Origin of the sequence: Rugamonas sp. (assembly GCF_025354735.1) — a bacterium.
Lineage (GTDB): Bacteria > Pseudomonadota > Gammaproteobacteria > Burkholderiales > Burkholderiaceae_D > Rugamonas.
The window spans coordinates 1-7,496 of record NZ_JANXMI010000199.1 but is presented as its reverse complement, the minus strand read 5'-3'; the positions used below and the strand labels follow the sequence as shown (position 1 = coordinate 7,496).

At 65.3% G+C, this 7,496-nt stretch carries 5 protein-coding genes; all 5 read left to right on the top strand.

Features of this window, described 5'->3' with window-relative positions:
* Positions 1-355 precede the first annotated feature (355 nt).
* The 5 genes from Q0S71_RS15950 to Q0S71_RS15930 all read left to right on the top strand — a co-directional run bounded on the left by Q0S71_RS15950 (position 356) and on the right by Q0S71_RS15930 (position 6,912).
* The gene (locus Q0S71_RS15950; RefSeq protein WP_367185311.1) at positions 356-2,017 is read left to right on the top strand and encodes a M28 family metallopeptidase; all 1,662 of its coding nucleotides are present in this window, start codon (positions 356-358) and stop codon (positions 2,015-2,017) included.
* Between the two features lie 113 nt (positions 2,018-2,130).
* Positions 2,131-4,881 carry a pitrilysin family protein gene (locus Q0S71_RS15945; protein ID WP_295997702.1) on the top strand — a complete coding sequence of 917 codons (2,751 nt, stop codon included), beginning with the start codon at positions 2,131-2,133 and terminating at the stop codon, positions 4,879-4,881.
* A gap of 103 nt (positions 4,882-4,984) precedes the next feature.
* Positions 4,985-5,395 (top strand): hypothetical protein, encoded by a 411-nt coding sequence (locus Q0S71_RS15940; RefSeq protein WP_295997699.1) that lies wholly within the window; start codon positions 4,985-4,987, stop codon positions 5,393-5,395.
* The gene (locus Q0S71_RS15935; protein WP_295997697.1) at positions 5,392-5,904 is read left to right on the top strand and encodes a hypothetical protein; all 513 of its coding nucleotides are present in this window, start codon (positions 5,392-5,394) and stop codon (positions 5,902-5,904) included. The genes Q0S71_RS15940 and Q0S71_RS15935 overlap by 4 nt, the downstream gene beginning before the upstream one ends.
* 87 nt (positions 5,905-5,991) lie before the next feature.
* A complete protein-coding gene (locus tag Q0S71_RS15930) occupies positions 5,992-6,912 on the top strand; it encodes a hypothetical protein (protein WP_295997694.1) in 921 nt (306 codons plus the stop codon).
* Positions 6,913-7,496 lie beyond the last annotated feature (584 nt).

The window sequence follows — 7,496 nt, the reverse complement described above, 5'->3', positions numbered from 1 at the left end:
GCCATGCGCAGCAGGCGGTTGCTCTGCGTGTCGAGGCCCAGCGCCGAGAACGCCGCCTCCAACGGATCGACTGCCCGGAATCGTCCCATGCCGTGCCCTTTCGTTGCGCCGCCCATGCGGGTCGGGAAACTATAGGGACTTGCGGGCGCAGCGTTTTGCGTCTGCTCAAGTCGATCCGATAATTATAATTATCAAATTATTATTTTTATCTCTGTAAAAACTGGCTGATTGTCTGAGTCTTTATTTCGTGTCAACATGTCCAGCTTATACACGGGAAAGTGAGGCGCGGCCCGATGCGCGCGCTCCCTGTGCCGGTGGATGCTGTTTTTTATTTGTGACACTACGGAGGTTAGTCTTGAAACACCCCATGCTCATCGTCGCGCTGCTTGCCGTCACCACCGCCGCCACCGCCCACGCGGCCGGCGCCCCCGAGTTCGATCCCCAGCGCCTGTCGCAGGATGTCAAAGTCGTGTCCTCGGACGAATTCGAGGGGCGCGGGCCGCACACGCCGGGCGAAGACAAGACCATCGCCTATCTGATCGAGCAGTTCAAGGCGGCCGGCTTGCAGCCGGGCGGCGACCTGGTCAAGGGCGCGCGGCGCTGGACCCAGGATGTGCCGCTGGGCCGCTTTGAAATCAAGGGCCCGCTGACGCTGGTCGTCAACGACGGCAAGGAGCGCCTGAACCTGCGCCAGGGCGACGACATCGCCGTGCGCGCCGCCATGAATGGGGCGCGCCTGGTCGATTTCAAGAACGCGCCGCTGGTCTTCGTCGGTTACGGCGTGAGCGCGCCGGAGCGTCACTGGGACGATTTCAAGGGCATGGACTTGAAGGGCAAGCTGGCCGTGGTGCTGATTAACGATCCCGACTTTGAAACCGGCGTCGGCGATTTCGGCGGCAAGGCCATGACTTACTACGGCCGCTGGACCTATAAATACGAGGAAATGGCCAAGCGCGGCGCGCTCGGCACCATCATCATCCACGAGACGGCGCCGGCCGCCTACGGCTGGGCCACGGTGAAAAACTCGAACACCAACGTCATGTACGACATCGTCCGGAAGCAGCCGCGCGCGGCGCACGCGCCGGTGGAGGCGTGGATACAGCGCGACGTGGCGCTCGACCTGTTCCGGCGCGCCGGGCTCGACTTCGAGGCCCTCAAGACGCTGGCGCAGACGCGCGAGTTCAAGCCGGTGCCGCTGAAGGGCGTGACGCTGTCGGCCCACTACGCGGTCGACGCCCGGGTCATCACCTCGAAAAACGTGGTCGCGCGCGTGGTCGGCGGCGCCCGTCCGGATGAAACCGTGATCTACAGCGCGCACTGGGACCACCTCGGCGTCGGCCTGCCGGACGCCAAGGGCGACAAGATCATCTACAACGGCGCCGTAGACAACGGCACCGGCATCGCCGCGCTGCTGGAGCTGGCGCGCGCCTACGGCAAGGCGCCGGCGCCGCGGCGCAGCGTGCTGTTCCTGGCCGTCACGGCCGAGGAGAAGGGCTTGCTCGGCTCCGAATACTATGCCAACGCGCCGCTGTATCCGTTGGCGACGACGGCCGGCGTCATCAATATGGACGCGCTGAGCCCGGAAGGCGTGGCGCACAATTTCACCATTTCCGGGACCGCCAAGCTGGACCTGCTGGATCGACTGGTGGCCAATGGCAAGCAGTGGGACCTGGCGTACTCGCCCGATCCGACGCCGGAAGCGGGCCGCTTCTTCCGTTCCGACCACTTTTCCTTCGCCAAGCGCGGCGTGCCGGCCATATCCTTCGGCTCGGGCGACGACTGGCTCGACGGCGGCGTGGCGGCCGGCAGCGCGGCCAAGAAGGCCTATGTGTCGAACAATTACCACCAGCCGTCGGACCAGTGGAGCGCGCAGTGGAGCTTCGCCGGCATGGCGCACGACCTCGGCATGCTGTACGCGGTCGGCCGCGACCTGGCCGATTCCAGCGACTGGCCGAACTGGTCGGCGGACGCGGAATTCCGCGCGGCACGCGACGCCAGCGCCAAGGAACGCCAGTAAGCGGCGCCCGATATTGCTATAAATCGTATAAACGGTATAAATAATTCAAGCGCCACCGCGCCGGCCCTCGCGCCGGCCGGTATTTCCTAGTCCTTCATCGCAGGAGATCGCCCATGATTTTGTCTTTCCGCCGCACCGTGCTGGCCGCCGCCGTGGCCCTGTTGTCGTCCGCCGCGGCCCACGCCGCCGAACCGAACATCGCCATTCCCGACATCCCCTACACCAAGTTCGTGCTCAAGAACGGCTTGACGGTGCTGGTCCATGAAGACCACAAGACGCCGGTGGTCGCCGTCAACACCTGGTATCACGTCGGCTCCAAGAACGAGACGCCCGGCAAGACCGGCTTCGCCCACCTGTTCGAGCACCTGATGTTCAGCGGCAGCGATAACTTCAACCACATTTACATCACGGCCATGGAGCGCATAGGCGCGACCGACCTGAACGGCACCACCAATAACGACCGCACCAATTATTTCGAGAACGTGCCGACGTCGATGCTGGACTACGCGCTGTTCGCCGAGAGCGACCGCATGGGCCATCTGCTCGGCGTGCTCGACCAGAAGAAGCTGGACCTGCAACGCGGCGTCGTCCAAAACGAGAAGCGCCAGGGCGAGAACCAGCCCTACGGCGTCACGCGCCAGCTGCTGACGGAAAACGCCTACCCGGTCGGCCACCCGTATTCGTGGACCGTGATCGGCTCGATGAAGGACCTGGACGCGGCCTCGATGACGGACGTGCAGGACTGGTTCAAGACCAACTACGGCCCCAACAACGTGACCCTGGTGCTGGCCGGCGACATCACGCCCGAGCAGGCGCGCGCCAAGGTGGAAAAATATTACGGCGACATTCCTCCCGGCCCGCCGCTGGCCAAGCAGCAGGCCTGGGTCGCCAAGCGCAGCGGCACGCATCGCGGCACGGTGCAGGACCGCGTGCCGCAGGCGCGGCTGTACCGGACGTGGAACGTGCCCGGCGAACACACGGCGACCGAACCGCTGCTCGACCTGGCCGCGCACGTGCTGGGCGGCGGCAAGACGTCGCGCTTTTACAAGCGCCTGGTGTACAAGGACCAGCTGGCCACGAGCGCCACGGCCAGCGACTACACCGGCGAAATCGCCGGCCAGTTTTCCGTCGTACTGACGGCCCGTCCCGGCGCCGACCTGGACCGGCTGGAGCGGGAAGGCGACGAGGAATTGCGCGCGCTGATGAAGAGCGGCCCCACCGAGGCCGAACTGGCCAGCGCCAAGACGGAAATCCTGGCCAGCTACACCCGCATCGTCGAGCGCGTCGGCGGTTTCGGCGGCAAGAGCGACTTGCTGGCCTCGTGCATGACCTTCACCGGCAATCCCGATTGCTACAAGGATTATTTGAAGGCGGTCAAGGCCGCCACGCCGGCCGCCATCAAGCAGGCGATGCAGCAGTGGCTTTCCGATGGCGACTACGTGCTGACGGTGCAGCCATATCCGCCCGCGCTGGCGGCGGATGCCAAGCAGGACCGCAGCCACGAGCCGGCGCTGGGCCAGCCCGAGTCGCTGCGCCTGCCGCCGATGCAGAAAACGACGCTGTCGAACGGCCTGAAGGTGGTGCTGGCCGAGCGCCACGCGGCGCCGGTGGTCAACTTCCTGATGATGGTCGACAGCGGCTACGCCTCCGACGCCGCCGACCTGCCCGGCGTCGCCGGCCTGGCGCTGCGCATGCTCGACGAGGGCACGCCGACGCGCGGCGCGCTCAAGATCAGCGAGCAGTTCGAGGCGCTGGGCGCCAACTACGGCGCGTACAGCAATCTGGACGGCGCCTTCGTGCAGCTCAACGCGCTCAAGGCGACGATGCCGCAGGCGCTCGACATCTACGCCGACGTGCTGCTGCATCCGGCGTACGCGCAAAACGAACTGGACCGGCTGAAGAAGGACCAGCTGGCCACCATCGGCCGCGAAAAATCGAACCCGACGTCGATGGGCTTGCGCGTGATCCCCGAGCTCCTCTACGGCAAGGGCCACGCCTACGCGCTGCCGCTGAGCGGCTCCGGCACCGAGGCGTCCGTGGCGCGCATCACGCGCGACGACCTGGTGCGCTACCACCAGGCCTGGTTCAAGCCGAACAACGCGACCCTGCTGGTGGTCGGCGACACCACGCTGGCGGCCATCACGCCGCTGCTGGAAAAGGAATTCGGCGGCTGGAAGGCGGGCGAGGTGCCGAAGAAAAACATCGCGACCGTGACGGCGCCGGAGCGGGCCGTCGTCTACCTGATGGACAAGCCGGGCGCGCTGCAAAGCGTGATCTACGGCGTGCAGCTGGCGCCGCCGCGCAACGCGCCCGACGCGCTGCCGCTGGCCGTGGTCAACAACATCTTCGGCGGCACCTTCAGTTCGCGCATCAATATGAATCTGCGGGAGGACAAGCACTGGTCCTACGGCGTCTACGCCAGCCTGCCACCGGCGGTCGGACAGCGCTTGTACCTGAGCACGTCGGCCGTGCAGACCGACAAGACCGGCCCGGCGCTGGAACAGCTGGTGCAGGAATACGGCAACATCGCCGGCGCCAGGCCGATCACGGCCGACGAGCTGCACGACGCCCAGACCAACGTCACGCTGGGCCTGCCCGGCACCTTCGAGACGGCCGGCCAGTTGTCCGGCGCCTACGCCACCATCCTGCAATACCATCTGCCGGAAGACTATTACAACAGCTACACGGCCACCGTGCTGGCGCTGACGCCGGAGCAGGCCAACGCCGAGGCGGCGCGCGTCATCACGCCGCAGCGTCTGGTGTGGCTGGTGGTGGGCGACATGGCCAAGGTCGAGGCCAGCGTGCGCGAGCTCAAGCTGGGCGAGGTGCGCAAGCTCGACGCGGACGGCAAGCCGCTGCCATAGTTCTGTGGCGCGCGGCGCGGGGGCATGGCGAGGACGGCACTAGATTGACTTCACTTTGAAAACGCCCCATGATTATTGGGTGCATCGGGCAGTGAGGTCTTTCATGGGCAAGGCGAAAATCGGATTTGAAGTCGATGAAGCGGATTTGGCCAACGCCAAGGCCTACGTCGCCAGACATGGGGGCTCGCTCAACAAACTCGTGTCCGCTTTGTTTGCGTCGCTCGGCCAGGAGGCCGCCGCCGGTGTGCCGGCGCTCGATCCAGCGACAGGCTTGCTCATGGCCGTCAGCATGGGCAAGCTCTCCATCATGGAGGCGTCTCGACGGCTCGAACTGCCTGACGCCGGCTATGTGCTCCACCTGTTGGCGGAGCAGGGCCTGCCGCTGCCGCGCTTGCCGGACGCATACGTGAAAACGCAGCTGAACGAGGCCCGCGACGCATTGGACGACTGCCTGCTTGAGCCGGCGAAGGCGGTCAAAAAGCGCGGTGGCCGCCGCCGTCCAGCCGCGGCATGAGCCGGCTGTTGATACCGGATGCAGGCCCTTTGTTTTCTTTAGCTGCCGGTAACCTGCTCGCGCTTCTTGCGCATTTCAATGTTGGCATCACGGACGTTGTTCGAGACGAGACGATCGACCGGGGACATCGCCCCGACGCTTCGGCCGAGGCGCGGTCGATACTCGCCTATTACAAGCAGAACCCATCGACCATACAAATATTTGCTACCCAGGTCGGAGTAAACCTGGCCGCGTTGAAGGCGGTGGATCCGGCTTATCAAATACCCCGCAACCTTGGTGAGCTTTCGATACAAAGCCTGCTCATCGATTTGCAAATGAAGGAGCCGGGTGCCAACCCCGTCGTTTTATTTGAGGATCATTGGTTTCTGCATCACGGCGCCATGCTGGCGAAACCTTGCACCTTGCTGAGCACGCAAGCTTTTTTGGCGTACGCTGAAAGCAAAAACTGGATTCCGTCTGCGGAAATTGCCAGGAGGATGATCGCCCGGACCCGTGGCGGTTTCTGTTGAAGCTGGGCGTGCTGCGCAACTTTCAGGCTATGATGATGCTAGCGATTCATTCCCGCCGCGTGCGGCCATTCCAGACCAGGGGCAGTGATGAGTAGTGAGACTATCCATATCCTGTTGCAGACCACGATAGTGTACGACGCCAACGACTGGCACATCGGCCGCTTCGGCCTGCTGCGCGACTATCTCGCGGCGCTGACGTCGGCCGGCCGGCCGCTGTTCCGCGTCACCGCGCGCGACCGCGGCCCCATCGGCGCGCCCGATCCGGTCCTGTCGACCCTCGACGCTTCCGACTACGATGAAGTGTGGCTGTTCGCCGTCGACAGCGGCGACGGCCTGCACCCGGACGATGTCGCCGGCCTGGAGCGCTTCCGGCGGCGCGGCGGCGGCCTGATGGTCACGCGCGATCACATGGACCTGGGCTGCTCGATCTGCCGGCTCGAAGGCATAGGCGCGGCCCATCTGTTCCACTCGCACAACGCCAGCCCGGACCATCCGACGCCGGCGCCGGACGACCGTGGCACGCCGGCCATCCTGTGGCCGAATTTCCATTCCGGCGCCAACGGCGACTACCAGGTCATCACGCCGGCCGGCCCGCTGCACGCCGTGCTGCGCGACCCGGACGCGGACGATGGCGCGATCGGCTTCCTGCCCGCCCACCCGCACGAGGGCGCCGTCGCCGCGCCGCCCGGCGACGCGTCGGCGCGCGTGATCGCCACCGGCGTGAGCAAGGTCAGCGGCGCGCCCTTCAACCTGGCCGTCGCGTTCGAGCGCAGCGCCACCCACGGGCCGGCGCTGGCCGAATCGACCTTCCACCATTTCGCCGACTACAACTGGGACCCGGCCAGCGGCTGTCCCGATTTCGTGTCGGAGCAGGTCGGCGGCAGCTTGCCGGCGACGCCGGCGGCGCTGCGCGCGGTGCGGCGCTATGTGCTCAATCTGGCGCTATGGCTGGCCGGGCGGCTGGCCGACACCGGCCCGACCGTGGCGGTGGACCCGGTCGCAAGCTGACCGCGGACGGACGCGGCCTTTCCCGCGCCGGCAACTAAACTACAGATGTAAAATTCACCTGTGACGATATTGATTTTACGATATTATCGTTAGAGTAAATTTTCGTGGCAGCATCTGCCCCGATCCGGCTTCTGCCCTATGGGGCGTTGCGCCGGAGGCGACGACGGTGTTAGTGTGGTTCAGCTTTTTATTTTGATTTTCCTCCGCGGCCGGGCGCCTTGCCCGCGCGACGCGGCATGGTTCAGCATATAAGGAGGTGTATAGGTGCCCTATCCCCAGATCGCATCGCAAAGCGCTTCCTCCGCCGGCCCGCTGGCGCCGACCGGCCACCGGTTTTCCCGCCTGTCTTTTTGCCCGCCGCGCGGCGCCATCGTGCCGCTTCCGCCTGCCTTGCGTGCCTTGCACGCCTGTTCCGCACCATCGACCCGTGACGTTTTTCCCATCGGCAGCGGCTGACGCGCGCGCCGGCATTTCCGTGTGACTGGAGCGCGCATTTCGATCAATCAAATAAATGACCATGTCCCGACTACGACAAGCACAATTACTCGATGAAGGGGGCGACGCCGAGGCGGCGCTCGACCAGG

Excerpts from the sequence above, each read along its gene's own strand:
- Q0S71_RS15940 (WP_295997699.1), top strand. The coding sequence starts at position 4,985 with ATGGGCAAGGCGAAAATCGGATTTGAAGTCGATGAAGCGGATTTGGCC.
- Q0S71_RS15930 (WP_295997694.1), top strand. The coding sequence starts at position 5,992 with ATGAGTAGTGAGACTATCCATATCCTGTTGCAGACCACGATAGTGTAC.
- Q0S71_RS15935 (WP_295997697.1), top strand. The coding sequence starts at position 5,392 with ATGAGCCGGCTGTTGATACCGGATGCAGGCCCTTTGTTTTCTTTAGCT.
- Q0S71_RS15945 (WP_295997702.1), top strand. The coding sequence starts at position 2,131 with ATGATTTTGTCTTTCCGCCGCACCGTGCTGGCCGCCGCCGTGGCCCTG.